Genomic DNA, 26,877 nt, shown 5'->3' with positions numbered 1-26,877 from the left:
TTTCTCAGCATATGCACAAAGCTTATAACTAATTCGGCTTCCCTAATTCCGGGGGTGAGAGCTTGCAGATAGCCGTGAGCGGTGGGAAAGGAGGTACCGGAAAGTCAACGGTGGCCGTAAACCTTGCCGTTGCACTCAAAAAGCTTGGAACGGAGCTTACTTTCGCTGATCTTGACGTTGAGGCCCCGAACGATCACCTTCTCCTTGGGGTTGAGCTGGCCAACGAGGAGCCTGTAATGCAGTTCATGCCTCGCTTCGACTATTCGAAGTGTATCAAGTGCAGGAAGTGCGCTGAAGTCTGCGAGGAGCACGCCATCATAACGATGCGCGACGGAACGCCCTTCCTCATGCCGAACCTCTGTTCTGGATGTAGAGCCTGCGAGATAGTCTGCCCAGTTTCGGGGGCTATACTGGAGGGCCAGAGGCTCATCGGGCACACCTACGTTACGAAAACGCCCTACGGCTTCACCCTCGTCACCGGCAAGCTGATGGAAGGGGAGGAGCGTTCGATGCCCCTTGTAGTTGCGGCAAAGAAGAAGGCCCAGGCCATTCGGGAGGGACTTCTCTTCATCGATACCGCGGCGGGAACGGGGAACACAGTCTCAAAGGCCATCGAGTTCTCAGACCTTCTCATAGCGGTCACGGAACCCACTCCGCTCGGGATCCACGACACTGAACTCATCCTTGAACTTGGGAAGCTCATGGGGATTCCCACTTGGGTCGTTATAAACAGGGCCGACCTCGGAGAGAAGGAGAAGGTCCACGGGCTCGCCCGGAAGTACGGGGCCGATGTGGTTGCGGAGATACCCTACAGCGAGAACATCGTGAGGAGCTACGTTGAGGGGAAGCCGATAGTCCTGACCGGCTACCCTGAAGCGGAGATATTCACCGGCCTTGCGAAGAAGGTTCTTGAGTCCCTCGGGGGTGGTGAGTGATGCAGATAGCGATAGCGAGCGGAAAGGGCGGCGTTGGGAAGAGCACGATAACGGCTTCGCTCCTTTATCTGCTCAAAGACAGGTACTCATTCGTGGCGGTTGATGCCGACGCCGAGGCGCCAAACCTCGGCCTCCTCCTCGGCGTGACGGAGTGGGAGGAGGAGAGGGAGCACATTGGGGCTAAGGTCGCGCGCATAAACACCGAGAGCTGTGTAAGGTGCGGCATCTGCTACGAGCGCTGTCCCTACGGGTGCATCTACATAGACGATGACGGAAACTACGTGGTCAACGAGCTCACATGTGAGGGCTGCAACGTCTGCGGTCTGGTCTGCCCGGTTGCCGGAACCATAAACCTTGAGGAGGTTCGCTCAGGGATCATAAGAAAGACGACCACCAAGTACGGCTTCCCACTCATCTCGGCCCAGCTCGACGTTGGAAAGCCTGAGAGCGGAAAGCTCGTCACTGAGGAGAAGGAGTGGGCTTCAAAGCTCATGAAGGAGCTAAACCTCGAGCACATGATAGTTGATTCCGCCGCTGGAATAGGCTGCCAGGTCATAGCGAGCCTTGGGGGAGCGGACGTTGCAATACTCATAGCCGAGCCTACCCCAGCTTCGCTCAGCGACGTCCAGAGGGCCTACAAGGTCGTCCAGCACTTCAGGGAGCCGGCCTACCTTATCATCAACAAGGCCGACATCAACCCGGGCTTCAGGGGACTCCATGAATGGGCCGAGAGGGAAGGGATCCCCATCCTGGGGGAGATTCCCTACGACAGGACAATTCCAGAGAGCATGGTGATGCTTAGGCCAGTTGTGGAGGCTTTTCCCAACTCACGGGCGTCGGAGGCAATAAGGAAGATCGCGGAAAGGATAGCAGAAGAGATATTGGGCTGAGCTACATCCTCTCATCTTTTGGAGTCTCGTTTCCCTGTGGGAGGATCACCAGCTCCCTTCCCTCCACGATCATCTGTGCCACTTTCTTTCTTGCAGAACTGAGGGCCCTCCAGACTGTTCCGCGGGAGACGCCCATTCTCCTTCCAGCTTCTTCCTGCGTCAGACCCTCGTAATCAACCAGCCTCAGGGCTTCGAACTCCTCGTAGGTCATGAAGATGGGGGGTTTTGGCGGTACCATTGGTGGGAGGGCCGGATAGAAGTGTTTGACCTTGGGGATGAAGCCGATCATCCGCATCTTTCTCCTCCTGCCTCTGCCTCTTCCCCAGCCCATTCCTCCAGGCATGGCATCCACCGTCCTTTGGGTTCCTTTCGTGGGCTTCCTTATGAACTTTTTGTGATGTGCCTATCATTGTCGAAAATCAAAACCCCGCTGCTAGTTCTGCAGGTCCTTTCATGGTCTTGTGTGGGTGTTGTCCTTGAATGAAAAAATTGAATGTCTTGAATTCCGATGTGGAACGATCTGAAACGTTTTACTATCCTCGGTTCCGCCGCATCCCTCATATATCTGGGGCCCGTAAGGTTCAGTGGGGTGGAGGATATGAAGGGGATTAAGGCGATATTTGTGATGGCCTTACTGATGCTCTCACTCGTACCGGCTTACACTGTAACGGCCGCTGGGGGAGGCACCACAATCACCAACCCAAGCCAGATGAACGCCACGGTTAACACTACCAACGAGAGCGAAAACGTCAGAGTAAACGCTACCAAGATAGCTGCGGAAGTCATGCTTCTGAACCTTGAGAGGCTCCAGAACTACACGGCGAGCTTGATAAACGGCACCCAGAACGTCAGCGAGGAGGTTCTTGCTCTCTACGAAAAGGCCCTCAACCTGACCGCGGAAGCGAGGGCCCTCTATGAGAACGGAAGCTACCGCGAGTCCCTCAAGACCTCGATCATAGCCATGAGGGTTTACAAGGACGTGATAAGAGCTCTAAAGACCGGGGAGGCCCCGGAGTTCGTGAGGGAGCTTGTCGCGGCGAAGGTCGAGGTACTAAGGATGAACGGCTACTTCAGGCACGTTGAAATGCTTATAACCGCCGCCCGGGCCCACGGGATCAACGTCACGAACCTCACCGAGCTCTACAACGAAACTAGGGAGGCCTACAAGAAGGTCTTGATAGACGTAATGTCAAACAACATAACGGCTCTGAAGGAGGATCTCCCGAGGGCTAGGGAGCTGAAGATGGAGCTCGATCAGGAGCTGAGGGACCTTGAACTCAAATTCGCCATTAAGAACGCCGACAGGATAGCAAAGGTTCTGGACAGGAGGCTGCAGATTCAGATAAATGCCCTTCAGAAGCTCAAGCACCTGCCGTGGATAAACGAGAGCGCCGTTGAAAACGTAACTCAGCAGTTGATCCAGCTCAGGATTGAGGTGAACAGACTCGTCAGCGAGGGCAAATACCTGGAGGCGCTCCACCTGATAAGGGCCTCCACGCCGAGGCTGATCATAAGTGCCGTGCACCTGAGGTGGATCAAGAAAAAGGACACGATCTACTGGCCGGTTCACCGCGGTAGGGGAAGGGGCCACAGGCCTTGAACTCAGTTTCCGCGATTTTGTTCTTTCCATGACTTTTCTTGGATTTTCTGGTTAGATTTTTAACGACCTCGAATGTTATGTAAACAGGAGGTGTGAGAATGAGCAGGGCAATGGCCCTCACCATAATACTGGTGTCCTTCATGCTGTTCACGGGAATCCCTGTAAGTGCGCGGTCGGTTGATTCAATTGCACTCACCGTGTACGAGGACGGCTATGTCCTGGTCAACGAGACCCTATCAACGGCCAACTACAGCGTTGCGGTGGATATCCCCCTCCTGGGCCGGAACGTTGAGGGCCTAGTGGCGACGGACGGAGAGGGCAACCTCCTTCCCATTGAGGTGAACAGCGGCAACGTAACCGTCTATTTTGGAAACGCTAGCACAGTCCAGCTCTCCTACTACACCCCTGATCTTACATCCAAGGAAGGTGCCGTGTGGACTGTTTCACTCGACAGCCCAATCCCCGTTGAGATAACCCTCCCCTCCGATGCCGTCATCGTCGACCTCAGCGATATTCCCCTGGAGATACGCGGAAGTACGATCCTAATGCCCGCCGGGAACGTCAGCGTCTCCTACGTAATCCCGATCCAGGTGACGACCACGACAACATCCTCCTCGGAAGGTCAGGGTTCAACGAGAACTTCGAGCTCCTCAACGTCATCAACATCGTCTACTACCTCAACAGCCTTACCAGGTGGGGATAACGGATCCTCCACTTCATCGTCCTCATCTACATCCCCAAGCACCACCACGACGTCCACAACAACTCCCGCCTCATCCACTGGAACTACCACAACGACCCCCGGTGGCGGAGCCGGCGGTTCCTCGGCCGGTAAGCTGGCAGGTGTCCTGGTGGGCATCTTGGTAATTGTGGGGGTTGCCTACCTATACCTGCGCCGTCGAAGCGCTCCTGAAAAAGCCGAGAGCGGTTCGAACTCGGACGCGCTTCAGAGATTCAGGGAGAAAATAGACTCCCTCCCGGATCTCAACGACGACGAGAGGGGAGCGCTGATATACCTCATGGAGAACGGAGGAAAGGCCCCGCAATCCAAGGTCAGGGATGCACTCGGCCTTCCGAAGACGACAGCATGGAGGATGTTCAAGAGGCTCGAAGAGCGCGGCCTCGTCCGCGTCTACAAGCTCGGAAGGGAGAACTGGGTTGAGCTGGTGCTGGATTAAACGGCCATTTCTTTTTCTTAACCATTCTTTGTGAACCGCATAGAAAATAAATGGAAAATTAACGGCACATTAAATTCTGGCCCTTGGTCTGCTGAGAGGTTCCTTCAAATTATGGTTTTTCCACGATCTTGAACTTCGGACTAACGAACCTCTCGAATATTTGGACTTTCATCGAAAATAAACCAGTGGGGAGACTCCGTAGCATCAGCTCACCCCTAAGTGTCCTCTCCATTTTTCAGATCCTGGGGGATGTCGCTAAGTTCCAGTTTCTTTCCCCTCGCGTACACCCACTCGATTTCCGGCACTTCCTCGACTCTAAATGGTATACCTAGAACATCAACCACTCCATTCTTCACCGAGTAACCATTCACCCAGTACTCAACACCATCCCGGGTAAACCTCACTCCCAACCCGTAATACCCCTTCATACCGGCCCCCGTCACCTCTCCTTTAAGAGCAAACTCGACCTCAAAGACTTCTCCAGTGCGGTGGAGGAGCTCTACCTTCTCCCTGAGTTCCTCCGGAATATAAACTCTGGGAATGGGAATCCATGGGTTTCGGCCCGCCATTTCCCGCTTTATGCCCCGCCTGCGGTACCTCCTCACGAGTATCAACGCCCGCTCTCCATCGAAGAAGGCGACCTTACCAACTGCCCTCATAGTACCCCTCCCCCTCATTCACCGCCCAAATCCTCACGCTTTCATCACCCGGCACTCTGCTGTAGAACCAGAAGGCGGAGGCCTCTATAACGTCCCCAACTCCGGGTTTTAGCCTGCGGAACTCTCTTGGAGGTAGCTTCACGTAAACCGGAACCCCTAAAGGGAATACTTCCAGCACATAATCACCATACTGATTTAATGAAGTTGAGTACTCCCTTCCGATCCGGGTTATCTTTCCCCTAAGTTTTATCTCCGACCTTATGAACCCCCTCATCATGTTCCAGTTGACCCTTATCCTTCTGCCGTAGTACCTCTTCGTCGGATGATAATGAACGTACTCGATCGTCTCCTCGCCTTCGGTTATTTTGAAGGCCTCTGGCACCAGCTCGAGGACGAACTCAACTGGTTTGCGGTTTTCGTAGGATTCGAGGATCTCTGGGTGGAGGGGTTCCTCCGTGTTCTCTATCGAGGGGAGAACGATCCCCTTATCGGGGATGAAGGCACTGAACTCCTCCGAGAGCAGGCCATGATACTCCGGAAGATCCTTGATTCTAATGGAAAGGACTATTCCTCGGACGGGCACGGGCGTTATCTCCTTCATAAGACCACCTCATTTGTTTTGTCTGGACTTTGGAAGGGCTTGGCTGAGTTAGATCACGGGTCTTTATCTTCTCCGGTCATTTTTGGAAGTTTCCGCAATGTACCCGTAGAACCTCACGTTCTTCAGCTCTACCCACTCCCCCTCCCCACGAAAGCACACTTCAAACCCCAGGTTCCCGCACTCAAAGACCCCACAGTCCCCCTGGGTTCTCCTGAGACGTCCTATCAGGCGGTAGGTTGAGGGCCCAAACTCCTTAACCTTCGGCTCCTCTTGGATCAGGGGTTCCTCAATGCGTGCCGGCCCAACGACCTCAAAGTAGGGTGGATCGATCACAACATCCACATAACCGTTCTCCCTCCCCACGAGGTTGAGAACGTCCTCCAGCTCGGGAAGGAAGACCTCTATTACTTTCCCCATCGGCTCTACAAGGAACAGTGCTTTTCCGGAGTGGACGGAACCCCCCCTGGAAGTCCTTGAACGGATAGAGAGACACCAACCTGAGCCTGCTGGTTATGACCTCCATATTCTGACCCCCTTGGATTTCTTTGGGAGGTATCCATAGAGCCTTACTTTTCTCAGCTTTATCCAAGCAATTTTCACCGGTTTTGAGCTCCCTGGCCATTCGTCCCACCCTGGAACTTCTATCCTGAGGTCATGTCCCACGAAGAAATTTTTCCCATTTTGAGTTTCCACCAGTCCCCGAATTGGGAACCTCAGGTTCCCGCACTCGAAGAGTCCCCATTCGGGCTCGATGATATTGAAAAGGCCTACTAGGAGATACCGTGAGGCGGGGGTTTCCGGGGTTATTGATGGCGCTTCAGCGTTCACGGGGCCTGAGGCTTCAAAGTACGGTGGATCGATGATCACTTCAACGTACTTGCCTTCGAGTTTTGAGAGTTCTTCAGCGTGCTTTCCATATGGGACGAAGACGCTAACCTTAACTCCAAGGGGCTCCACGAGGAACACTCCCTCCCCGGAGTGGATAACCCCCTCGTAGTCTTTAAACGGGGTAAAGGAAAGAAGCAAGAGCCTGCTCGGAACCAGAAAATACTCCCCCCTCATCAATATCATCCCGTCAATTGAAGTCCAATCTAACATTCATGTTTCACTTTCTGACAGCTTCTTTTAATTCCTCCATATTTCTCCGCACGGGGAGGACTCGTAGTCCCCAGATACGTGAGCGTTGAATATTCGTTTTACGAGTTTCTCCAACTCTTCTCGCCTTATCCTCCTAGCAGTTTCCAGGGGCAGCATGACTGGCATCGTCACGTCGTTGGATAGTTGCCAAGGATCGCAGAGGGACTCGTAAACGTTCTCCGGATCGTTAAAGTCAACGCTACCAAGGAACCATAGGACGGTGTAGTCTATCAACTCTGTTACGAATAGGAATCCCCTCTTGTTTGAACGCCAGGGTATCGAGACCTCGTACAGGCCTTCACCAAGTTTCACGTAGCCTTTACGAACCATCGTCAGCCCCGAAGGAATCTTGCGGACAATGCCTTCTCGTGCGATATCAACCAGCCATTGAATCAGGAGGTACCTGCTGTTGACACCAAAACCGATCTCTTCCAGGTTTATATCGTCCCTGTACCCACTTACGAGGACTGCTCCCTCCTTAAGGAACTTTCCAAGGAATTTAAACAAATCAACATCTCTAACGTTTGGCCACCAGTTTCTCGGGTTGGGGTGGAGTTCGAGAACGGAATATCCAGATACCTCATAGAGTCTGAAATCCGCATCCTCGATGGTTCCGCCATCGCCGACCCTCAGCGGTTCTTGAAGAAACACAACCCCCTCATGGGTTAATTGAACGTTCTTTTTGAGAACCCCCTTCCTCTTCAGGTAATTCACCACACGGTTTGAATAATCCGTCTTAGGAGAATCCATCATTACTCTAAAAGTCTCTTCGAGAAACTCGATTACCTCCTCTGGAGCGTCATCAAAGACAAAGTACATGTAGTGATCAACGCCCATAAGATCATCCCCCTGTCAGTAGTTTTATAAAAATATTAAAAAGGTGCTCAGTTAAAGTTTGAAGTACGATAAACCAAGCTTATCTCGATGTTATATTTGGACTCAATCTCCCGGAGTTCTTGGAGGGTGTAAAACGGTGGATATGATGGTCCCCTAGCGTAGTATATCTTTATCTTTTTTATGCCGTGACTTTTGGCGTATTCAGCCTGTCTTGTTATTTGTCTTGTATCTATTCCATCAAAGCCTCTTTTACATTCTATTAACACGGTTTCTGACCCCTGGTTCGCGATGATATCAATTTCCGTTTTCCCACTTGATGTCATAACTTGTCTCCCAACTTCTTCAACTTCCCACCCGCTTCGTTTAAGATGGCTCACGATTTCAGCCTCATATAAATGACCTCCTAAGTCTTTCCGCTTGCCGGTTGCATATTCCTTTAGTTCCCGGTTGATGCTACTTACCAAGTCTTTTCCTCCATTATTAACGCTTTTTGCATCACTAAGCACCCTTTCAAGCTTTTTGACGTCCCATCCTCTATCAACGATGAGCCTTATGGCATTAATGTTAGTTATCATCTTTTCCTCTTCTTTTAGTTTCTTCAAGGTTCCCGCTATCTCGTCAAAGTCTTTCCCATCTTTTAGCCCTCCATCTTTAACAACGTACTTCTCAACGATCTTTAATCTGTACTCCTCTCCAAGTTTCTCTTTAACCCATTCTGCAATACCCTTCGACGCGTACGTGAACTTTTTGACAACCTTATTGTCCTTGAAAAGACCAATCAACACTTTATCGTGGCTGATCACTTTGATTCCCAGTTTTGCCCCTTTAACCCCCAGTTTTTCTGCAACTTTCTCTGGCTCAATAAGCGTGCTCACGGCATCGTAGACTGCAGCAACGTCTGGGGAGACGTAGTGTTCCAGGAGCCAATGGGCAGCAAAATCGAGAACTATCAAGCCAAGGAAAAACCACCAGACCTGAGGTCGAATCCCGTCCCCTGGCTTTATCCCTGGATTAACTCCCGGTGGAACATTAATGTTGCCGTTGGCCTGGGATCCGATCGGATGGACAACGCTCGCTGCTGCGCTCGCGCTACTGACCGTCAGACCTAGGATCAAGAGCCCTAAGAGCAGGGCGATTGTTTTCTTCCACGTTCTCGTGCACCTCAGGAAGACTTCGTCGGACAATAAATCCGTAGCTTTAAAAAAGTTACTATACAAAAATGTAAATATTGATATTTCAAAGCTCATTCTAGTGTGTTGATCTACAAAGGGATTTCTCGCGTGAGCTGAGTACAAAATCCCACAAATATTTTACATAAACATGTATAAATTCAACTGGTATAATTCCATAATTTAACTTGCAGAATTCAAACCTTCAAACTCCTATTTATCAGCCTTTTGAAGTTAGTACATAAACGTCTTGGGAGTTGGAAGAAAGATACGGGAAAACACCAATTGAACCACACGTTAATCTGAGTACTCAAAATAGGGCAGGTAATCTTTTTTAACTGCATTTTCATTCTTCCCCCATGAAGTTCACTTTCCTCCCCGAGAAGGCCCTAAAAGCCGGGAACGCCCTCGTCGTTGCGGATCTCCACATAGGCTTTGAGGAAGCCATGGTCAGTGAGGGCCACTACATTCCCAAACTCCTGGACGAGATGATCTCCTCCCTTCAAAGCCTTCTTGAGAGGGAGAAGCCGAAAAGGCTCATCATAGACGGCGACCTCAAACACTCCTTCGTCCCGCTGAAGAGGGAGATGCGGGAGCTCAGAGCGTTCTTCGAGAGAATTAGCAGACTTGTGGATGAGATAATCCTCGTGCGGGGCAATCACGACGTCGGGATCCTATGGCTGAGGGAGCTTGGGGTTGAGATAGTTGATGAGCTCGAGCTCTCGGGCTGGAAAGTTGTCCACGGCCACAGGCTTGAGGAAGGGGAGCGCTTCATAATCGGCCACGAGCATCCGGCTATAAGGCTGAGGGACGAGGTTGGTGCCGCGGTAAAGGTTCCGGCATTTCTGGCTGGGGAGGAGCTGATAGTCCTTCCGGCCTTCAGCCCTTGGGCCTACGGGAACGACGTGACGAGGGAGATAGTTTCTCCGTTCCTTCAAAAGTTCGAGACATCAAAGCTCAGGGTTATGGTCCCCTTAGAGGGTGAAGTACTTGACTTTGGAGAGCTGGGGAAGCTCATGGAAGCCCTGAGGAGGCTCAGTATGGTTTGATTTTGGAAACCAAAAAGTTTTTAATCGAACCTAAGAAGTACCGACCATGATACGCTGGGCCGAGAGGGAGTACAGTGACGAGGAGATATACTCCGTTCTGAGTGAGCCGGTTAGGGAGTGGTTTAAGTGGAAGTTTGGAACTTTCACCCCGCCCCAGCGCTACGCGGTCCTTGAAATCCACAGGGGGGAGAACGTCCTCATCTCTTCCCCCACGGGTTCTGGAAAAACTCTCTCCGCTTTCCTCTCCGCTATAAACGAACTTATCCTTCTCGGAAAGGAAGGCAAGCTTGAGGATAAAATCTACGTCCTCTACGTCTCACCCCTCCGCGCCCTAAACAACGACATCAAGAGGAACCTTGAAGGCCCTTTGGCGGAGATAAATGAAGTTGCTAAAGAGCTCGGCTACGAACTGCCTGAGATACGCGTTGGTATAAGGACGAGCGACACGTCGAGCTACGAGAAGAGCAAGATGGTGAAGAAGCCGCCCCATATCTTGATAACCACACCAGAAAGCCTTGCCATAGCTTTAAACGCCCCCAAGTTCGGTGAGAGGCTGAAGACGGTTAGGTACGTCATCATAGATGAGGTTCACGCGCTCGCTGAAAACAAGCGCGGCTCTCACCTCGCGCTGAGCATTGAGAGACTTCAAGAGATGGCCGAGAACGAGTTCGTGAGGATCGGCCTGAGTGCGACGATTCACCCCCTTGAGGAGGTTGCCAAGTTCGTCTTCGGCTTCAACGACGACGGAACCCCGAGATCTGGCTTAATAGTTGACGTCTCCTTCGCCAAGCAGACGGAGATACGGGTTGAGAGCGTTGTGGAGGATTTAATCTACACCCCCGCCAATGCTCTCAGCGACGCCCTCTACAACCGCCTGGCGGAGTTGATAAGGGAGCACAGGACGACATTAATTTTCACCAACACGAGGAGCGGTGCGGAAAGGGTTGCCTTTAACCTGAAGAAGCGTTTTCCAGAGTTTGAAGGCCTAATAGAGGCCCATCACTCGAGCCTTTCGAGGGAAGTCCGCTTGGACGTCGAGGAGAAGCTGAAGAGGGGAGAGCTGAGGGCAGTTGTATGCGTCTCCGGGGATTCAAAAATCCTGACTGAGAAGGGGCCCGTCGAAATAGGGCGTTTGAACTCAAACATGATTGCAGGTGTTCGGGGATTCCGCACTGAGCTTGTCAGGTTCAAAGAGCCTCAAAGGGTAGAATACAGGAAGAAAGGCCTCAAGATAAGAACGCGGTTGGGATTCGAGATAAAAGCAACAAAGGAGCACAAGTTCCTAACCGTTGATGAAAATGGAGAGCTGAGATGGGTTGAGGCTTGGAAACTCAAGGAGGGAAGCTGGGTTGGAGTTGCTAGAAGACTTCCAAGTCCAAACTTAAGGGTCTCTACCTTGGACTTACTGCCCCAGAACGCGTATCTAAAACTCAAGCCGGGATTTTTGAGAGAGTTAAAGCTTTCAATACAAGCAAAATTTGGCTCAATAAAAGCATACTCTGAAAAGAAGGGATGGAATGCATCTTACGTCACAAAACAGCTTAACGGTGTCTATCCATTCCGATGGGAGCGGCTAAGTGTTGTTTTAAAAGACCTCGGCCTTACAATAACAGAAAATGATGTCGAGCGGATAACTTCCGATAAAGGCAAGTACTCGCTTCCCCTTGAGTTTACACCAGGCATGGCAAGGCTACTCGGTTTCTGGATGGCGGACGGCTCGTGGAAATGGGGCACGCTAACTCTCTTCTCGTCTGACAGGAAAATGCTTGGGAAGTATAAAGAACTGTGCAAAAAAGAATTCGGAGTGGAAGGAGCAATAAGGATGCAGAATGAGAGCACCTATTCCCTGGAAATTTCTTTCAACCTCCTTCCGGCCATCTTTAAAAACCTCACAGGGGACACAGGGCGGAAGTCGAAACTTGGAACTTTTCCTAGTATTATCTATTCGCTACCTGAAGAGCATAAGAGGGAGTTCCTGGCCGGCTACTTTGATGGAGATGGCTTTCTTGAGGTAAAGGGGGGGAGGGTTTATTCTGCTGGATTTTCGACGTTCAATAAGAGATTCGCCGAGGGCATACGAGACATTCTGCTTCAGTTGGGAATAGTGTCATCAATAAGAACTATGGAATACGATGAATTTCAAACTTTTAGGGGAAGGTTAATCCCCAAGAAGGGAGCCTCTTACACTGTCTCCGTTCTGGGTGGAGAATACCTGAAGAGATTCTTCGATGCTGTTCGTCCGTGGAGGTCAAATTATGATGGATGGGAAGGTATGTACAATAAGGGGTACTCAAACTCCGATGTCATACCCAACCTCGGGAAGCGCTTGAGGAGCATACGCGAGAGGCTTGGAATAAGCGCATACCGCATGACCAAAATGGGCTTCTATAATCCGGTCAAGGTTGAGTTGGGAGAGAGGGAGATAAGCAGGAGAAACTTAAGGGTCCTTGTAGAATTCTACGAAAAAGTGGCGAAAGAGAAGAGAGTTGAGGATGTTCTCGAGGAATTATCTTATTTGAGAGAACTGGCTGAAGGGGGCATATTCTTCGATAGGATAACTTCGATTGAACCCACCTATATTGATGTTGCTTACGGCATCATAAACTCTGAAACCGGAAACTACATCGTTGAAGGCTTTCTCTCGAAAAACAGCTCAACAAGCCTTGAGCTTGGGATTGACATTGGTACAATTGACCTCGTCGTCCTTATCGGATCGCCGAAGAGCGTCAACAGGGCACTCCAGAGGATAGGCAGGGCAGGCCACAGGTTACATGACATCAGCGAGGGTGTTATCCTCGCCCTCGACAGAGACGACCTCGTTGAGGTGACTGTTTTAGCGCACAACGCGAGGAACAGAAGGCTTGATAGAGTTAGGATTCCGAAGAACCCGCTAGATGTTCTCGTCCAGCACATCGTTGGAATGGCCCTCTACAAGGTCTGGGAGGTCGAGGAGGCCTACCGTCTTGTTAGGAGGGCTTATCCCTTCCACGAGCTTCCCTTTGAGGACTTCATGAGCGTCCTTAAGTATCTCTCCGGCGGCTACGAGGGACTAGAGGACAGGAAAGTTTACGCCAAAATCTGGATGGAAGATGGGAAGTTCGGAAGAAGGGGCAAGATGACGAGGGCGATCTACTACATGAACGTCGGAACAATTCCAGACGAGGCGAAGATTAAGGTCTACACAATGGACAAGCAGATGATCGGAACGGTTGAGGAGGAGTTCGCCGAGAGGCTGATGCCAGGGGACATCTTCGTCTTAGCTGGAAGGACTTACGAGTTCGTGAAGAGCAGGGGAAACAAGATATACGTGGTTCCCCGTGAGGGGGCGAAGCCTACGATCCCCGCCTGGTTCTCGGAGATGTTGCCTTTGAGCTTCGATCTTGCCTTAGATGTCCAGCGCTTCAGGAGGGAGGTGAAGAGCCTCCTCAACAGAAAGGACGCCGTCAGGAGACTGATAAGAAAGTATGGCATAGACAGGAGGGCCGCTAAAGCTATAATAGCCTACTTCCGCGAGCAGGAAAGGTATTCGACGATCCCAGATGACGAGACGGTTCTCGTTGAGGAGGTCGAGAAGGAGAATACCTACGAGTACTTCTTCCACACGTTAATAGGGAGAAGGGCCAACGACGCCCTCAGCAGGGCCTTTGCCTACGCTGTAAGCCGGTGGAAAGGGGTAAACGTCGGCATAGCCCTCAACGACAACGGCTTCCTCCTGAGGGTTCCGAAGGAGGCGAGGCTGAGCGAAACTGAGATCAGAGACCTCTTCCAGCTTGAAGACCTTAGGGAGGTACTAAAGAGGGCCCTTGACAACACGGAGCTTTTGAAGAGGCGCTTCAGGCACGTGGCAAACAGGGGTTTCCTCATCCTTCGGAGGTACGTGGGGAGGAAGAAGAGGCTCGGCAGACAGCAGGTCATAGCGGTTTCGCTTCTCAAGGTTCTCGAGGAGCACTATCCGGACTTCCCGCTCCTGAAGGAAGTTTACAGGGAGATCATGGAGGACAAGATGGACGTTGAAAATGCGGAGCTGTTCCTCAGCTGGGTGAGGAAGGGGAAGATCAAGGTGGTCTTCGAGAGGAACGAGCTTCCGAGTCCCTTCGCCTTCAACCTCGAGGCGATAGGCTCGAGTGATGTCGTCCTAATGGAAGACAGGCGTGAGATGATAAAGGCCCTCCACCGGAAGATAATGGCAATGATAGGAGAATCCAGCTGAATGAATGGAAAGGAGAAAAGACTTCAGAAGACTGTTATCTTGTCCTCCAGGATCATCTTCTGAATCTTGTTTATGTCTGTGAGCCAGGCGTCTGCTATCTCGTAGGCTGGCTTCTCTATGACGTCGAGGGAGTAGCCCCTCTTTGGAATGATCTGGACGCTTGCAACGAGTGGTTCATCGATGGGCTTGCCTATCTGGCTGAGTATCCTGACGTAGACCTCCTCCACGCCCTCGACCTGCTCCGCTATGTCGTTGGCTATTAGCATAGCAAGGATGTTGTAGATCTTTCCGACGTGGCTGACTGGGTTCTTTCCAGCTGCAGCCTCCATGCTCATGTGCCTGTTGGGCGGGATGAGACCGTTAACGCGGTTGCCCCTTCCAACGCTACCGTCGTCTCCAGCTTCAGCGCTAGTTCCGGTGACGGTGATGTAGTAGATGCCCTTCTTCGGGTCGTCGGCGGTGTTGACGTATATCTTCGTCGGTCTCTGGGTGTGCTCCTCCACAACCCCCTTGGCGGCCTCGTAGATGGCCTCCTTAACGGCCATGTAGTCGTCGGGGTTGTCAACCTCGCTGTCAACGATGGCGGCAGCGATGGTGAGGTCTATCTCGTCGCCCTTCCTGAGGCCCATGACCTTGATGTCCTCTCCAACCGCTGGCCACTTCTTCTTGAATTCGTCGCTGTTGAGGAGCCTCTCGGTCTCCAGAACTATCCTCTCGGTCTCGCTGAGCGGGGCGTAGCCGACGCCAAAGCTGGTGTCGTTGGCGAGCGGAATCGGGTTCTCCTTGGCCTTGTTGAAGACTCCGACAAGGTCAACGCTTCCCTGGCCGATGCGGGAGTCGATGACAACGTGATAGTCAAGATCGAGGTGCCTGACGGCCTTCCTGAGGTATTCTTTTGCGGCCTTTATGGCGATCTCGTGAACAGGGAAGAACTCCTTGTCCACCATCTCTACGGCCCTTCCGGAGAGGAGGATGTAGATCGGCTTGATGACCTCACCGCCGCCGAAGCGGGGGTAGGCCCTTCCACCGACGACCTCAACTTGGTCGGTGTTGTGGTGGAGGATTATCCCGTACCTCCTGATGTACTCCCTTGAGAGGGCCCTGCTCACGGCTTCGGCGATTCCATCTGCTATGCTGTCAGGATGGCCTATACCCTTCCTCTCAACGAGCTCAACCTGCTGCATCTCCACGGGGGTCCTCACGATCTCCTCAACCACTATGTTCCTAACTTTTTCTACCATGATCATCACCTTCTCCGTTAGATTAACCCGTGCACTGCCCGGGTCTGTTCATCACCTTATATACTTTTCGGCATGAAGTACTCCCAAGAATATTCCTGATGGTTATTAAACTCGAAAACCTTAAATTCTATCTCGATAATTTTTCGGAGACGGTCGCGCCCGGTGGCCCGTGCCCGGGAGCAATGAACGGGTTAGACGATGCCGGGCGCACAGGGCCCGCCCCCTCCGGCCCGCTGGAGTACGTGTTCCAGCGTTCTATGAAAGCGGGGGATGGGCCGGGCCCACAAGGCTTTTCCCAGAAGGACAAAGACTCATCCCTGTTCCTTTATCTTGAGGGCCTCAAGGAACTTCTCGGTTATCGCTTCCTCGGCCAGCTTTAGGAGGGAGTTCTTGTCCCTGGCGAGCTTGAACAGGCCTAGCGGGATCCTGGCCCCACCCATAGTTGCGTGGCCTCCGCCGCTCCCTATGTCCCCGAAGGCGTCCTTCATAACCGCCCCTATGTTCACGCGCACGTCCCTCGTCCTTGCCGACATCTCGATGTAGTCTTCGACGATCCCGAATACGAGTACCGTGCTTATCCCCTCAAGCCTCAGGAGGAAGTCGGCGGATTCGGCCAGGGCGTCCCTGTTCCTTATGAACCCCACGTTGGAGACGACGACGTTTTTGTACGCCTTCCTGTTGAGTATGGCCCTCGCCAGTATCTCCGCGGTTTCGGTTGAGATGTCAGGGTGTTCTATTCTATCCAAGAGCTCGTGATTGACCTTCCCTGCCAGGAACTCAATGGCCTTGAGATCCGTGGGGCTGAGCTTGGAGAACTTCTTTGTGTCGGTGTATATCCCGTAGAACAGCGCGGTGGCGAGCCGTTCTGAGGGGGCGATGTTCGTGGCCTTCAGGTACTCGGTCAGTATGGAAGCAGAGGCCTTAACGTCCTCCCTTATGTCCACGAAGGCGTCATCTGGAAGGAGGTCGTGGAGGTGCTGGAATATCTGGTGATGGTCTATGAGAACCTGCACTTTCGAGTAGTCCTCCGGCTCCAAAACCGTGAGGTTTCCGTTGGGCTGGGTGTCGACCAGGGCTATGGTGCTGTGCTTCCTTATCTCGTAAGAGCCCCTTGAAACCTTTCGGAGGGTCACCCCGAGGAGGTTGACAAAGGCCTGGTTCTCATGGTGGGTTATCTCGCCGCCGTAGGCTATTGTGGGCTTTAAACCAACGCTCTGGGCTATCGCAGAGAGGGCAACCGCGGCGGAGATTGCGTCGGGATCGGGGTTGTCGTGGGTGAGGATGAGCAGGTTTTCTGTTTTCTCCTTAATCGCCTGGAGCTTTTTAATAAGAAGGGTGGCGTTCTTTTTTTCACCAAGCTGAAGCAGCGTCCTTAAGAATGCGTCCGTTACAGCTCTCTGCGGGTAGATGCCGTAGTCTATCCTCACCTCCTTTTCGAACTCCTCCAGGATTATGTCCTCGAGGGTTTCCTTGGGCATGTCATCCGGAAGGAGTGCTATTATCGGGACGTCCTTGTTGTTTGTTCTGATTATGTACGCGGTCTTCTTAACGGTCTCAAGGTTGTGGGTGGTTACAACGACGGCGTCCGCCCTTTCAATTCCCGCCTTCAGAAGGGTTGCTGTGTATGAGAAATCCCCCTGGACAACGCTGAATCCGCTTTCCTCCAGGGATCTCGCGCGGATTTCGTCCTTTTCGACTATAACGATCTCGAACTCGCCCTTGAGGGCTTCTGCTATCTGTCTTCCTACGCTCCCCCCGCCGAGGATCAGGATTCTCATGATCACCACCTTTGAGCAACAACGTTTAAATAGATACGTTCACATAATCCTAAAGGATACTCTACCCACTTTGAGGGCTCCGGATATATATAGGTGTCGATCAAATCATAATAAGGAATCAGACGGTGAGAACATGAAGCTGCCTGATATTAAGCCGGTTAAGGAGAACTTGGTGGTCACCTCCCCCCAGGAGCTCATCCAGGAGATTAAAGAGACGGCCTCCGAATCCGGCGGTGTTTTCATAAAACTCTTGGGTAAGAAAGGAAGCGCCCGCTACTACCTCACGGTGCTCTTTGACAGGACAAAGCTTCTCGCCGCCGAGGGGCAGGATGTTGACTCGAACACCCCAGTGGTCGGTGATGAGGCCGTTGCCCTGCTCAACGAACTTCTGAAGGGCCCGGTTGTTGTGGACGTCTATCCCCTCGACGAGATCGGCGTCAAGCTGTCCATAGCAGATAACCTTGAGGTGTACGGACAGACCCCCAAGATAGCGATCGATGAACTCCTGAGCGGAAAACCAGTTAAACCCGTTTCCGCTACAAAACCCGTTCCCAAACCTGAACCTGAACAGAAGCCTTCTCCAAAACCTGTTCAGAAGCCAGGACCCAAGAAGGCAGCAGGGGAAGGTGGAGTGGAAATTGAGATCAGAATACCAGGTGGGGATGCACTTGAGAACGCCCTGAGGGAATACTCCAAACACCTCCTCTCGGAGGCCAAGAGAATACGCACCCTTCAGGTCAACAGAATAGTTTTCTCCGGCGAGCTCTCGGAGGGCGTTGTTTACCTGGATGTCCATCTCTACGGCCACAGCGAGGGTCAGATGAGGGAGATCGCGGAGAAGAGAATGCTCCATGCTATAAGCAAGCATGCCCCGTGATACTCAGGGTGGCCGATATCAAGCCGATACTGAGGGACATAAGGGTCATCCTCGATGGGAAGGAGGTAGCACCCCAGGAGATCGTTGAGAAGGAAAAGAAGAAAGTCGGGAAGGTTGACCGGGAGGGCAGGATCACGCTGGCGGTACTTGAGGACGTCTGGCCCTACTTCAGCGCCATGGCCAAAACCATAGTCGGTGAGACTCAGGAGGCAGGGATAATAGTGAGGGCGGCGAGCTTTGACGTGAAGGGCAGGAGGGAGTTCGAGATCAACGCAAAGCTCGCGGTAGAGACTTCGCTCCCGGAGGAACAGGTCGAGAGGCTCGTCAGGAGCATAATAACGAGGCACGCGAAAGAACTTGGAAGGACTATTAACCGATACATAACGGTTCACACGATCGACGTCGAATTCATAAGGAAGCCTACGGCCGCGGCGGCTCCATCCAGGCCAGTGGTAACCAGCGGTAAAGCGGCTCAGATACTTGAGAAGAGGGAGGAGATTGAGAAGGAAGTTGAGAGGCTCCTCAAGCAGGCGGGCATTGAGGATCTCTCCTTCCTGACCGAGGAGAAGAAGCGGGAAAGCGAGGAGACTCTGCTGCGGAGCAGGATAGAGCCCGCAATGGAAGCCCTGAAGAGCAGGCTCCACACGGAGCTCAAGCTGATCCCACGCGTTACCTTCAAGTGGCTGAAGATGAACTGGGACGTGAAGGATACTACCGTCTACGTGGAGATAGAGGCCTCTTTCCTGAAGGAGGAGGTTGGGGGACTCTTCGGTTCCTTCTCCGGCGTTGACGAGAACAAACTGAAGGCGGACGCCAGGGACACCATCCTAAGGGTTATTAGGGACATCTCACGTGAATACAGCATCAAGATAAGCCTAAGGAAGCTCAACGTGATCGTGAGGTAAACCTTTTTTGGTTTCCAACATTTTGCACGCGAGGAGTGCGGAGCTATGGACGTTATAGGCTACATATTCGTGATAATCGCAGTGGCGAGGGTTCTCGCCGAGATCTTCGAGAGGTTTAACTATCCCGGATTCCTGGGTGAGATCACCGCAGGTCTTTTCCTAGGCATTGTTCTTCACGACCTCCCGAAGGAAGATATGAGCCTGCTCGCTGAGCTTGGGGTGTTCTTCCTCATGCTCTACGCGGGCCTGGAACTCACTCCTGAGGAGGTCAGGCTCGGGGGAAGGAAGAGCGCCCCCATCTATGCCGTGACCCTGGTGGTTATGTTCCTCCTCACCCTTCCCTTCACGGACTACAATGTGGGGCCGGACAACATAATTGTGGCGTCGATACTGGCCGTCGCCTCGGCCCCCATAGTGTTAAGACTGGAGAGGTTTTTCGGTTCGGATTTCCTCCACATAGCCCTCTCCTACGCCGTCATAAGTGAGGTCGGGGCCCTGGTGATCCTCTACCTCCTGATAAACTTCGAGCTTCATCACCTCAGCTACTTTGAGCTGGCCCTGGAGGTTGTTAAGGACGCCGTCTTCCTCGGCCTCGTCCTCGGCGTCAACTACTGGATCGGGATAAAGCACAAGCTCTGGATAATCACCCGACTCAGGAGGCTGAGAAGCGACGAGGCGGTCTTTGGGGTCGTTATGATAGTCGCCACGTCCCTCGGCCTTATAAGCGAGGAGATCGGACTTCACTTCAGCATAGGGGCTTTCCTCGTGGGTTTGATGCTCCACAGCGACCTGATGGGGACCAAACAGTATGAGAGAGTCCACACGATAATCTCTGGGATCACCTACGGCATATTCGCACCAATATTCTTTGCGTGGAGGGGCATAAACTTTGAAACTGAGTTTTCCCAGGAGGTTCTTTACTTCTTCGCGGTTATCTATGTCATCAGGCTCTTCCTTACCCTGATCCTGGTGTGGGAGAGTGATGTTAAGACCTCACTCGCGAGGGCCGCGGGGATAGCGAGCTTCGGTGTGCTGGGCCTGCTCGTTGGGGAAGTCGGCTACTCGTACGGTGTGCTGTCTGAGCATATGTACGCACTGGCCTCACTGGCAAGCATACTGGGTATATTCGTATCGGCCAGCTTGGGGAGGGCCGTTCACACGGCCTCTTTCAGAAAGACGTGATGTGGGAAACTCTCAGATGGCCCCTTCCCTTTTACGAAACCTTTATAAGTCGGGTGTTGAGGAACGGCTGATTAAGAAGTGAGATGGGTGGTTGAGATGAGCTGGATGACTCCTAAAAGGGCTTTTATCGGCGCTGCGGCCGCAGAAGGAGGAACTAAGCTCAACGCTTTCGATAACGCTCTCCTCAAGCTGGGCATAGGCAACGTTAACCTGGTCAAGCTGAGCAGCGTCATCCCCGCACATATAGAGTGGATGGAGAAAGTCCACGATGTCCCCATAGGAATGCTCCTCCCAACGGTCTACGCGCACATAGAGAGCGACGAACCTGGAATGACCATAAGCGCCGCTTTGGGAGTTGGCATCAGCGAGAACAACGAGGGTGGGCTGATATACGAGTACTCCGGCTACTGCACGAAGGAAGAGGCAGAGGAGATGGTCAGGAAGATGGTCGAGGAAGGCTTCGCCCAGCGCGGCTGGAAGCTGGCCGAGTTCCGAGTTGCCAGCGCGAGCATAACCGTGAAGGACAAGCCTGCTGCTGCTCTTGCCGTTGTCGTGATGTTTCCGTACTGACTTTTCTCTTTCCACTTCACTCAGATCTTCTCCATGTCCACGAGGATGAACTCGTCCGGCGACTTTCTCTCAAAGAGCATCCTGTACCTCTGCCCCGCCTTTGATGCTATTGCCTCCACGTATCCTCCTGATTCATCACCGGAGACGTTCATCCACACGACCTCGAAGCCCCTCCTCTGAAGGGAAGTTTTCAGAACCCCTTTAATGCTCGTCCCGGGTTCGAGAGCGTTTCCCTTAGATCTACCATTCAGGAAGCTCCATAGCTCGAGGAAAACCCTTCTTGGATTGTAATCGTCGAGGGGGAGCATGAACAGCAGGGAATCCTCCTCTTTGAGGAGGAACCGGTGGGCGGATTTCGAAAACAGGGCAACGTTTACCTCCAGCTGAAGGCTCCCGTTTGAGCCGGCTGAGATCTCCCCTACAAGGTGCGGGATCCCGTAGTTCAGCCCCTCCCTTATCTCCTCCGAAAGCTCTTTGACCCTCTGAAAGAGTTCCTTCCTCAGCCTGGCCTCGCTCATCGCCACCGGTTACTTTTCCGCGTTTATAAGTTTTGTTACCAAATGTACATCGATCGGGCACTAGGTTTAAAACCCCACGACGAAGCTATCCCTAAGGTGATGATCATGGGCTTCAGTCGCGAGGAGAACGCGTTTATCGAGTGGTACCCCCTGGGCTACGGCGTTGGCTTTAAGGTAAAGAGGAGGCTCTTTGAGACCCAGACGGACTACCAGAGGCTTGAGATATATGAAACGGAGGGCTTTGGGAAGCTCCTGGTTCTCGACGGCACGGTTCAGCTGGTTGAGGTTGGCGAGGCGAGCTATCATGAGCCGCTCGTTCACCCCGTTATGCTCGCCCACCCGAACCCTAGGAGGGTTCTCGTCATCGGCGGTGGAGACGGCGGTACCCTGAGGGAGGTTCTGAGGCACAACACCGTTGAGAAGGCAGTTATGGTTGAGATAGACGAGGGCGTCGTTGAGGCATCTTACCTCTACCTCGATGTTGCCAAAGACCTCCTGGACAGGCTCATCAAGAAGGAGGAACCGAGGGCTGAGCTGATAATAGGCGACGGGGTCAAGTACCTCCGCGGGAGCGAGGAGAAGTTCGACGTCATCATAGTCGACTCCACCGACCCCGTCGGCCCTGCGAAGCTCCTCTTCTCCGAAGAATTCTACCGCGACGCCTACGAGAGGCTCAACGAGAGGGGTCTCTACATAACCCAGGCCGGTAGCGTCTACCTCTTCACGAACGAGCTCCTTGACGCCTACAGGAACATGAAGAAGGTCTTCGACAGGGTCTACTACTTCAGCTTCCCGGTCATCGGCTACGCGTCCCCCTGGAGCTTCCTTGTGGGCGTTAAGGGCGACATCGACTTCACTAAAGTGGATCTTGAGAGGGCCAAGGGGCTCGACCTTCAGTACTACGACCCCGAGAGGCACGAAACCCTGTTCCAGATGCCGCGCTACGTTAGGAAGCTTCTGGAGGAGAAAGAGTGAACCGCAACCGCCGGAGGTTCCTCTCCGTTTTTGTGACCCTCGCACTGGGTCTGTTCCTCGCCTACAGGATCTCCGGGGAAGTCAGGGGTATCGAGTGGTCGGAGGTCAGCTTCCCCTACCTCCTCCTCTCCCTTTTCTTCGGGGTGATGGCCTTTCTGGTCTACACTTTTGTTTGGTACCTCCTGCTCTCGGGCATCTCCGAGGTGGGCTTCAGAAGGCTGGTTTTGCTGAACCTCATGTCGAGCTACGTTTCCATGGCCTTAAATTCGACATTGGGGGGTATAGTGAAGGCCAAGTACGCTATGTCCGAGTGGTGGAAGTCAATAGGCGTCGTGGGGCTCGTGACAACCCTCGAGATACTGCCCGGGGCCGTTGTTGCCGTCGCGTTTGGCGATTACTCCCTTTTGGCCGGCCTCCTTGTGCTCATTTGGGCCCTCGTCCATGAGGACTCCCTATACCCTCTCGTTGCCCTTCCCTTCAAACTCCTCGGAAAAGAGGAGTGGATTCACGACTTCTACCTTGGATGGAAGGAGGCTAAGAAAGGCCGCTTCCTGGAGGCCCTTCTGGTGGCGCCTTTCCAGTCCTTCTTCCTCGCTCTGGCCCTTGTAATGACTGGCAGGGCCTTTGGGATCAGCATTCCGCTGTGGAAGGGCTTTGTGGGCGTAACCTATTCCACGGTTATTGGGGGGATCTCGGGCACTCCTGGGGGAGTGGGGGGCAACGAACTCGGGATTATGCTCGCAATTGGAAACGTTCCGGCCGGGGCGACGGTGGCTTTTGCCTATAAGTTCCTCACCCAGTACGTCTTTGCCTTGGTGGGCGTCGTGCCCTTCTACATGCTGAGCTCTGGGGAATGATCTTCCCTCTGGTGTCCACCGGAGAAAACTCTTATAGGAAGTTCCGCCTAATTCCTCCGGTGATATCATGAGGATGGAGGATTTAACCTGGCCGGAGTTCGATAGAATAAAGGGAAAGGTAAAGGCCGTTATTCTGCCCGTTGGAAGTGTTGAGGCCCACGGCAGACACCTGCCCCTGGGCACCGACGTTTTCGCGCCGTTGGAACTGGCCAGGCGGGTTGAGGAGAAGGTGAAGGAGAAAGGTTCTGAGGTTCTGGTTCTCCCCCCAGTGTGGTACGGCCACAGCTTCGTTCTCAACACCTACCCAGGCACCATCAACGTCCGTCCCGAGTCCCTCCGAATGTACGTGGGGGACATCCTCTCCGAGCTGGCGGCGGAGGGTTTTGAGAGGATAGTACTGCTCAACGGGCACGGTGGAAACATCTACCCACTCATCGAAGCTGCGGAGGATGTTGCCGAGCTCTACCCGGATCTCGAAGTTTTCCTGATAAACTGGTGGATGGATTTCCGCGAGGAGATCCTGTCCGTGTGCTCAAGCCAGGGGCACGCGGGAGAGGACGAGACCTCGGTTGTGCTGGCCATCAGGGAGGATCTGGTGAAGATGGCGGAGGCGAGGGGGAGAAGGGTGAAGAAAAAGGTCAGGATCATCAGAAAGGACATCGGAAGGGAGCTCTTCCCGGACGGCGTGAACGATGATCCCAGCGGCGCAACGGCAGAGAAGGGGGAGGCCATCCTTGAGACCGTCTCCATCAGGATAGCTGAAATAATCCTCGGTGGGGAATGATGGAGGTTCCAAAGGAAGTTTTTAACGAAATAGACAAGCGCGTGAAGAGGCTGAACGCACTCATTGAGATAGCCGAGGAGAGGGCTCTCTCAGAAGAGAAAAGGCCAGTTCCAAAGCCGTCCTCTCCCGTAAGTGCCTATCTGTGGGTGAGCGCGGCGTGGGTGATTGGGGGCCTCCTCATCCTCTACCTCTTGAGATCCCGCTATGGAAGCGTTCTTGGCTCTGCATCAGGGGCTTCCCTTATGATCTACGGAGTCCTGACCGTGGGGATCCTGCTCCTCATCATTTTCTACTACCTCTCTAGGAGGGGCAGCGAAGAAGAAACCTTTGACCTCGACGAACGGGCCAGGGCCGCCAGGAGGGTTGTTAGGGATTTTTACATCCCCCTCAGAGAGGCCCTTGAGAACAACGATGAAAGCGCCCTCCGCAGACTGGCGGACAGGCTGATGGACGATCCCATGTTGAACAGAGCCATGGAGGTTTCGAAGGAGGGTGATCCGAGGGTGGTCGCCTATGCCCTCTACCTCTACACCTCTCCCGGAGCGGCCGACGAAGAGGAGATAGCCGAAGCCGCTCAAACAGTCGGCAACAGGGTGATGGCGATCCTTCTCCAGTCCCTTCTCGGGGAGGGTAAGAGCGCGGGTGATGCCGGCTGAGTCCCGTTTGGGGCATTGGGAGAAAGAAGAGATCTGTCGGGCGCCGTTCTAGACCCTCCCGATCACCTCGAGGCTGACGTCGAAGTTCTTAACGGAGTGGGTTAGGTAGCCGAGGCTGATGACGTCCACATCAAGTTTGGCGTACTCCGTTATGTTCTCTGGGGTTATCCCGCCCGAGACCTCGATTTTGACCCTGTCCCGGAGGCCTTCCTTCTCTAGGGCTTCTAGGACTTCTCCGATTTCTTCCGGCGTCATGTTGTCGAGCATGATCACATCGGCGCCGGCTCTGGCGGCCTTTAGGGCATCCTCCAGACTCTCCACTTCCACCTCCACGACCTTATAGACGCTGAAGGCCTTCGCGCGTTTTACGGCCTCCTCAAGCGAAACAAGGGCGAGGTGGTTGTCCTTTATGAGTATCGCGTCGCTTAGGGAGAAGCGGTGGGTCTCCCCACCTCCGATGAGGAGAGCGCGCTTGTCAATGGGCTTCAGCAGGGTCTTCCTCGTTCCAGCCACACGGACTTTTGGGTTGACGGTCCTAACTTTCTCGGTGAGCCTTCTAACCTCTGTTGCAATCCCGCTCATCCTCCCCATGACGTTCAGTGCAGTCCTCTCCACTAGGAGGATGGAGCGGGCGTTTCCTTCGAGTTCTAGGATGATCTCACCTTTCTTGACTTCCTCACCGTCCCTCTTCCGGACCTCAACCTTAACGCCGAAGTGCTCAAAGAGGGCCCTTGCCTCTTCAACGCCCGCTATGATTCCGTCCTGCTTTGCTATGATGAGCGCCTTGGCGTCCATCCCCTCCGGGATCACTGCCTCGCTCGTGACGTCGCCGAAGGGTGCATCCTCCTCAATGAAGCGGAGCAGATAGCTGAGCGGAACCATTGCTTTCACCTCTCCCCCATTCTGGTTTTCCCTTTATTTTGTTTTCTGATTTTGCTTTCTGTACTGCTATTCCTCTGCCCTCAGGGGATAATTTTTTATTCACTTATGGCAAAGTTAAACGGTGGCCACCATGATAAAAAAGGCCGTTATCCCCATTGGTGGAGAAGCCACGAGGCTCCGTCCGCTCACGATAGAGACTTCTAAGGGGCTCGTTAGGCTCCTGAACAAACCCATTCTGGAGCATTCTATTCTCAGCCTGGCCAAGGATGGAATAGAGGAGGTCTACCTGGGCGTTAAGGGGTACGTGAACTACACGACGCTCTTCGACTACTTCCGCGAGGGCTACTGGCTCAAAAAGAAGTACGGGCTGGAGAAGGAAGTGAGGATCCGCTACATGCCGCGCTACGAGAGCACTACCAACGGGGACGCAGTCTGGTACACGATGAACTACTACGGGATTAATGAGCCGGTTGTGGTTATTCAAGGCGATAACATCTACCAGCTCAACATTCAGGACATGTACGGGTGGCACAGGAAAAAGAACGCCTTTATGACGATTGCCCTTCAGCCGGTCAGCGATGTCACGGGCTTTGGTGTTGCCAAGATTGACGACGACTATCGAATCGAGTACTTCGTGGAAAAGCCAAAACCGGAGGAAGCTCCCAGCAACCTCGCCAACACCGGAATCTACATCCTCTCCGAGAACTTCTGGGAGTTCCTCAACGAAGAGTGGGCCGGGGAGATGAGGGAAGCCAGGAAACTGGACTTTGGTGGGGACGTAATTCCAGCCCTCATAGAGCACGGCTATGCGGTTTACGGCTATCCCATGGAGGGCTACTGGTTTGACGTAGGTACGCCGGAGCGCTATCTCAACGCCGCCATGTACCTCCTCCACCGTCTTTCACCGGGGGAGATGGAGGCAGTGGAGATAACGCGCGACGTCTACATGCAGGGTAAGTCTGAGATGTCCGAAAGCCTGAGGCGAAAGATAAAGGAGCGCATAAAGCGTGGTGAGCTCCTTGTGGAGGGGAAAGTGCTCCTTGGGAGGCACATCTCCATTGGAAGGGGCACGGCCCTTGAGGATGCCGTGATAGACAACTACTCGATGCTGGGCAAACGTTGCGAGGTGCTCCACTCCGTTGTCATGGACAGGGTGAAGCTCGGGGACAACGTTAGAATAATGAACTCAGTAATCGGCCGCCACGTCGAGATCGGGGACAACGTCAGGATAGTGAACTCCGTCATAGGGGACAACGCAGTCATCGAAGACAATGTGAGAATGTACAACGTCAAGATCTGGCCCCATGAGTTCGTTGAGAAGGGGGCTACGCTGGAGCATTACACTGTGAGGACGGGCGTGCCGAAGAGGTAGGGAAAAGAGGTTATG

General features: G+C 53.2%; 26 protein-coding genes. 15 read left to right on the top strand and 11 right to left on the bottom strand.

The window, feature by feature from the left end; genetic code table 11:
- Positions 1–62 precede the first annotated feature (62 nt).
- Together A3L09_RS09380 and A3L09_RS09375 are read left to right on the top strand one after the other, a co-directional pair.
- Complete coding sequence (locus tag A3L09_RS09380; RefSeq protein ID WP_088858707.1) at positions 63–935, top strand: P-loop NTPase; 873 nt, start codon at positions 63–65, stop codon at positions 933–935.
- On the top strand, positions 935–1,825 hold the full coding sequence (locus A3L09_RS09375; protein ID WP_088858706.1) for a nucleotide-binding protein: 891 nt from the start codon (positions 935–937) through the stop codon (positions 1,823–1,825). The genes A3L09_RS09380 and A3L09_RS09375 overlap by 1 nt, the downstream gene beginning before the upstream one ends.
- Before the next feature lies 1 nt (position 1,826).
- Here A3L09_RS09375 and A3L09_RS09370 read toward each other — a convergent pair whose 3' ends face one another.
- The gene (locus A3L09_RS09370) at positions 1,827–2,168 is read right to left on the bottom strand and encodes a DUF134 domain-containing protein (RefSeq protein ID WP_088858705.1); all 342 of its coding nucleotides are present in this window, start codon (positions 2,166–2,168) and stop codon (positions 1,827–1,829) included.
- A gap of 255 nt (positions 2,169–2,423) precedes the next feature.
- Between A3L09_RS09370 and A3L09_RS09365 the strand changes: the two genes are divergently transcribed.
- Positions 2,424–3,425 (top strand): hypothetical protein, encoded by a 1,002-nt coding sequence (locus A3L09_RS09365; protein WP_088858704.1) that lies wholly within the window; start codon positions 2,424–2,426, stop codon positions 3,423–3,425.
- A 98-nt stretch (positions 3,426–3,523) separates the two neighbouring features.
- Positions 3,524–4,603 (top strand): helix-turn-helix transcriptional regulator, encoded by a 1,080-nt coding sequence (locus tag A3L09_RS09360; RefSeq protein ID WP_088858703.1) that lies wholly within the window; start codon positions 3,524–3,526, stop codon positions 4,601–4,603.
- A gap of 215 nt (positions 4,604–4,818) precedes the next feature.
- Here the strand turns inward: A3L09_RS09360 and A3L09_RS09355 are convergent, their stop codons facing one another.
- From A3L09_RS09355 to A3L09_RS09330, 6 genes are all read right to left on the bottom strand, one after another.
- Complete coding sequence (locus A3L09_RS09355; RefSeq protein WP_088858702.1) at positions 4,819–5,262, bottom strand: hypothetical protein; 444 nt, start codon at positions 5,260–5,262, stop codon at positions 4,819–4,821.
- Entirely contained in the window at positions 5,246–5,863 is a 618-nt protein-coding gene (locus A3L09_RS09350) for a hypothetical protein (protein ID WP_088858701.1), read from the bottom strand. The genes A3L09_RS09355 and A3L09_RS09350 overlap by 17 nt, the downstream gene beginning before the upstream one ends.
- A gap of 63 nt (positions 5,864–5,926) precedes the next feature.
- On the bottom strand, positions 5,927–6,280 hold the full coding sequence (locus tag A3L09_RS09345; protein WP_088858700.1) for a hypothetical protein: 354 nt from the start codon (positions 6,278–6,280) through the stop codon (positions 5,927–5,929).
- A 93-nt stretch (positions 6,281–6,373) separates the two neighbouring features.
- Entirely contained in the window at positions 6,374–6,925 is a 552-nt protein-coding gene (locus A3L09_RS09340) for a hypothetical protein (protein WP_088858699.1), read from the bottom strand.
- Between the two features lie 63 nt (positions 6,926–6,988).
- Entirely contained in the window at positions 6,989–7,837 is an 849-nt protein-coding gene (locus tag A3L09_RS09335) for a hypothetical protein (protein WP_088858698.1), read from the bottom strand.
- Between the two features lie 47 nt (positions 7,838–7,884).
- Positions 7,885–9,021 (bottom strand): PDDEXK family nuclease, encoded by a 1,137-nt coding sequence (locus A3L09_RS09330; RefSeq protein ID WP_157727228.1) that lies wholly within the window; start codon positions 9,019–9,021, stop codon positions 7,885–7,887.
- A gap of 344 nt (positions 9,022–9,365) precedes the next feature.
- Here A3L09_RS09330 and A3L09_RS09325 point away from each other — a divergent pair, with 344 nt between their 5' ends.
- The gene (locus tag A3L09_RS09325) at positions 9,366–10,055 is read left to right on the top strand and encodes a metallophosphoesterase (RefSeq protein ID WP_088858696.1); all 690 of its coding nucleotides are present in this window, start codon (positions 9,366–9,368) and stop codon (positions 10,053–10,055) included.
- Between the two features lie 46 nt (positions 10,056–10,101).
- Positions 10,102–14,265, top strand: coding sequence for a DEAD/DEAH box helicase (locus A3L09_RS09320; RefSeq protein WP_088858695.1), 4,164 nt, complete (start codon positions 10,102–10,104; stop codon positions 14,263–14,265).
- Between the two features lie 23 nt (positions 14,266–14,288).
- Here the strand turns inward: A3L09_RS09320 and A3L09_RS09315 are convergent, their stop codons facing one another.
- Both A3L09_RS09315 and A3L09_RS09310 read right to left on the bottom strand, forming a co-directional pair.
- Entirely contained in the window at positions 14,289–15,506 is a 1,218-nt protein-coding gene (locus A3L09_RS09315) for a methionine adenosyltransferase (RefSeq protein WP_088858694.1), read from the bottom strand.
- A 311-nt stretch (positions 15,507–15,817) separates the two neighbouring features.
- Positions 15,818–17,284 carry a DHH family phosphoesterase gene (locus tag A3L09_RS09310; protein ID WP_088858693.1) on the bottom strand — a complete coding sequence of 489 codons (1,467 nt, stop codon included), beginning with the start codon at positions 17,282–17,284 and terminating at the stop codon, positions 15,818–15,820.
- A 133-nt stretch (positions 17,285–17,417) separates the two neighbouring features.
- Between A3L09_RS09310 and A3L09_RS11130 the strand changes: the two genes are divergently transcribed.
- The 4 genes from A3L09_RS11130 to A3L09_RS09295 all read left to right on the top strand — a co-directional run bounded on the left by A3L09_RS11130 (position 17,418) and on the right by A3L09_RS09295 (position 20,818).
- A complete protein-coding gene (locus A3L09_RS11130) occupies positions 17,418–18,161 on the top strand; it encodes a DUF2226 domain-containing protein (protein WP_335755334.1) in 744 nt (247 codons plus the stop codon).
- A complete protein-coding gene (locus tag A3L09_RS11125; protein ID WP_335755333.1) occupies positions 18,158–19,066 on the top strand; it encodes a hypothetical protein in 909 nt (302 codons plus the stop codon). The genes A3L09_RS11130 and A3L09_RS11125 overlap by 4 nt, the downstream gene beginning before the upstream one ends.
- A 45-nt stretch (positions 19,067–19,111) precedes the next feature.
- Positions 19,112–20,248, top strand: a complete 1,137-nt coding sequence (locus A3L09_RS09300) for a cation:proton antiporter (protein ID WP_088858692.1) — start codon at positions 19,112–19,114, stop codon at positions 20,246–20,248.
- A 96-nt stretch (positions 20,249–20,344) separates the two neighbouring features.
- Complete coding sequence (locus tag A3L09_RS09295) at positions 20,345–20,818, top strand: pyruvoyl-dependent arginine decarboxylase (RefSeq protein WP_088858691.1); 474 nt, start codon at positions 20,345–20,347, stop codon at positions 20,816–20,818.
- Between the two features lie 20 nt (positions 20,819–20,838).
- Here A3L09_RS09295 and A3L09_RS09290 read toward each other — a convergent pair whose 3' ends face one another.
- Positions 20,839–21,336 carry a hypothetical protein gene (locus A3L09_RS09290; protein WP_088858690.1) on the bottom strand — a complete coding sequence of 166 codons (498 nt, stop codon included), beginning with the start codon at positions 21,334–21,336 and terminating at the stop codon, positions 20,839–20,841.
- A gap of 105 nt (positions 21,337–21,441) precedes the next feature.
- Between A3L09_RS09290 and speE the strand changes: the two genes are divergently transcribed.
- The 4 genes from speE (at position 21,442) to A3L09_RS09270 (ending at position 24,608) form a co-directional block, all read left to right on the top strand.
- Positions 21,442–22,311: a polyamine aminopropyltransferase gene (gene speE / locus A3L09_RS09285; protein ID WP_088858689.1), complete on the top strand. Its 870-nt coding sequence runs from the start codon at positions 21,442–21,444 to the stop codon at positions 22,309–22,311.
- Positions 22,308–23,168: a lysylphosphatidylglycerol synthase domain-containing protein gene (locus tag A3L09_RS09280; RefSeq protein ID WP_088858688.1), complete on the top strand. Its 861-nt coding sequence runs from the start codon at positions 22,308–22,310 to the stop codon at positions 23,166–23,168. Before speE ends, A3L09_RS09280 begins: the two co-directional genes overlap by 4 nt.
- Positions 23,169–23,235: 67 nt before the next feature.
- Positions 23,236–23,952 carry a creatininase family protein gene (locus tag A3L09_RS09275; protein ID WP_088858687.1) on the top strand — a complete coding sequence of 239 codons (717 nt, stop codon included), beginning with the start codon at positions 23,236–23,238 and terminating at the stop codon, positions 23,950–23,952.
- Positions 23,952–24,608: a hypothetical protein gene (locus A3L09_RS09270; RefSeq protein WP_088858686.1), complete on the top strand. Its 657-nt coding sequence runs from the start codon at positions 23,952–23,954 to the stop codon at positions 24,606–24,608. The genes A3L09_RS09275 and A3L09_RS09270 overlap by 1 nt, the downstream gene beginning before the upstream one ends.
- A 48-nt stretch (positions 24,609–24,656) precedes the next feature.
- On the opposite strand, the gene nadC is transcribed toward A3L09_RS09270, so the two are convergent.
- Positions 24,657–25,490 (bottom strand): carboxylating nicotinate-nucleotide diphosphorylase, encoded by an 834-nt coding sequence (gene nadC / locus A3L09_RS09265; protein ID WP_088858685.1) that lies wholly within the window; start codon positions 25,488–25,490, stop codon positions 24,657–24,659.
- Positions 25,491–25,620: 130 nt separating this feature from the next.
- On the opposite strand from nadC, the gene A3L09_RS09260 reads away from it, so the two are divergent.
- A complete protein-coding gene (locus A3L09_RS09260; RefSeq protein ID WP_088858684.1) occupies positions 25,621–26,862 on the top strand; it encodes a nucleotidyltransferase family protein in 1,242 nt (413 codons plus the stop codon).
- The last annotated feature ends 15 nt before the right edge of the window (positions 26,863–26,877 follow it).

Origin of the sequence: Thermococcus profundus (assembly GCF_002214585.1) — an archaeon.
In the GTDB taxonomy this organism is placed as follows: Archaea; Methanobacteriota_B; Thermococci; order Thermococcales; family Thermococcaceae; genus Thermococcus; species Thermococcus profundus.
The sequence above is the reverse complement of the archived record's forward strand: the minus strand, read 5'-3'. Positions and strand labels throughout refer to the sequence as shown.

Coding starts and splice junctions, on each gene's coding strand:
- speE (WP_088858689.1), top strand. CDS start 21,442: ATGGGCTTCAGTCGCGAGGAGAACGCGTTTATCGAGTGGTACCCCCTG.
- A3L09_RS09295 (WP_088858691.1), top strand. CDS start 20,345: ATGAGCTGGATGACTCCTAAAAGGGCTTTTATCGGCGCTGCGGCCGCA.
- A3L09_RS09350 (WP_088858701.1), bottom strand. CDS start 5,863: ATGAAGGAGATAACGCCCGTGCCCGTCCGAGGAATAGTCCTTTCCATT.
- A3L09_RS09315 (WP_088858694.1), bottom strand. CDS start 15,506: ATGGTAGAAAAAGTTAGGAACATAGTGGTTGAGGAGATCGTGAGGACC.
- A3L09_RS09365 (WP_088858704.1), top strand. CDS start 2,424: ATGAAGGGGATTAAGGCGATATTTGTGATGGCCTTACTGATGCTCTCA.
- A3L09_RS09360 (WP_088858703.1), top strand. CDS start 3,524: ATGAGCAGGGCAATGGCCCTCACCATAATACTGGTGTCCTTCATGCTG.
- A3L09_RS09270 (WP_088858686.1), top strand. CDS start 23,952: ATGGAGGTTCCAAAGGAAGTTTTTAACGAAATAGACAAGCGCGTGAAG.
- A3L09_RS09320 (WP_088858695.1), top strand. CDS start 10,102: ATGATACGCTGGGCCGAGAGGGAGTACAGTGACGAGGAGATATACTCC.
- A3L09_RS11130 (WP_335755334.1), top strand. CDS start 17,418: ATGAAGCTGCCTGATATTAAGCCGGTTAAGGAGAACTTGGTGGTCACC.
- nadC (WP_088858685.1), bottom strand. CDS start 25,490: ATGGTTCCGCTCAGCTATCTGCTCCGCTTCATTGAGGAGGATGCACCC.
- A3L09_RS09375 (WP_088858706.1), top strand. CDS start 935: ATGCAGATAGCGATAGCGAGCGGAAAGGGCGGCGTTGGGAAGAGCACG.
- A3L09_RS09370 (WP_088858705.1), bottom strand. CDS start 2,168: ATGCCTGGAGGAATGGGCTGGGGAAGAGGCAGAGGCAGGAGGAGAAAG.
- A3L09_RS09310 (WP_088858693.1), bottom strand. CDS start 17,284: ATGAGAATCCTGATCCTCGGCGGGGGGAGCGTAGGAAGACAGATAGCA.
- A3L09_RS09260 (WP_088858684.1), top strand. CDS start 25,621: ATGATAAAAAAGGCCGTTATCCCCATTGGTGGAGAAGCCACGAGGCTC.
- A3L09_RS09275 (WP_088858687.1), top strand. CDS start 23,236: ATGAGGATGGAGGATTTAACCTGGCCGGAGTTCGATAGAATAAAGGGA.
- A3L09_RS09355 (WP_088858702.1), bottom strand. CDS start 5,262: ATGAGGGCAGTTGGTAAGGTCGCCTTCTTCGATGGAGAGCGGGCGTTG.
- A3L09_RS09335 (WP_088858698.1), bottom strand. CDS start 7,837: ATGGGCGTTGATCACTACATGTACTTTGTCTTTGATGACGCTCCAGAG.
- A3L09_RS09300 (WP_088858692.1), top strand. CDS start 19,112: ATGGACGTTATAGGCTACATATTCGTGATAATCGCAGTGGCGAGGGTT.
- A3L09_RS09290 (WP_088858690.1), bottom strand. CDS start 21,336: ATGAGCGAGGCCAGGCTGAGGAAGGAACTCTTTCAGAGGGTCAAAGAG.
- A3L09_RS09325 (WP_088858696.1), top strand. CDS start 9,366: ATGAAGTTCACTTTCCTCCCCGAGAAGGCCCTAAAAGCCGGGAACGCC.
- A3L09_RS09345 (WP_088858700.1), bottom strand. CDS start 6,280: ATGGGGAAAGTAATAGAGGTCTTCCTTCCCGAGCTGGAGGACGTTCTC.
- A3L09_RS09340 (WP_088858699.1), bottom strand. CDS start 6,925: ATGAGGGGGGAGTATTTTCTGGTTCCGAGCAGGCTCTTGCTTCTTTCC.